The organism is Mesorhizobium sp. M6A.T.Ce.TU.002.03.1.1 (assembly GCF_003997275.1).
GTDB lineage: Bacteria > Pseudomonadota > Alphaproteobacteria > Rhizobiales > Rhizobiaceae > Mesorhizobium > Mesorhizobium mediterraneum.
Genome location: NZ_RZTI01000345.1, coordinates 1 through 396, shown reverse-complemented (window position 1 = coordinate 396; position 396 = coordinate 1). Strand labels below are relative to the sequence as shown.

The following is a 396-nucleotide window of genomic DNA, read 5'->3' as shown; positions in this document are numbered from 1 at the left end:
CTACAATGACAATGTCGAAGCCTGGATTGTGCTGCTTGAGGCGAATGGCGGTCCACAGTCCGAGATACCCGCCGCCAACGATGCAGATGTCGGCCTGCGTTGTCTCTTCGAGCGGAGGCGCAAGGTCCGGGTCCTCGGGCAATGCCTGCCGCAGCCAATGGCTCCGCCAGCGGATGTCTTTTTCCGGCAACTGCATCACGATGCGCCTGCGGCGGACAGGCGGCGCTCCACCAGCCTGACCCAAAGACTGGCGCCCATCGGCAGGATAGCGTCGTTGAAATCGTAATTGGTGTCGTGCGCGGCGGCCTGGTGCGCGTCGTCCGCCTGGCCAAGCAAGAAATAGCAGCCCGGCCGCTGTTCCAACATGTAGCAGAAACCTTCAGAACCCATCTCGGG

The 396-nt window shown here is 62.1% G+C and carries 2 pseudogenes; both read right to left on the bottom strand.

Features of this window, described 5'->3' with window-relative positions:
- Positions 1–196 (bottom strand): annotated as a pseudogene (locus EOC93_RS33875) (FAD-binding oxidoreductase); the annotation flags it as partial.
- A pseudogene (locus EOC93_RS34380) lies at positions 196–396 on the bottom strand (amidohydrolase); the annotation flags it as partial. The pseudogenes EOC93_RS34380 and EOC93_RS33875, both read right to left, overlap by 1 nt.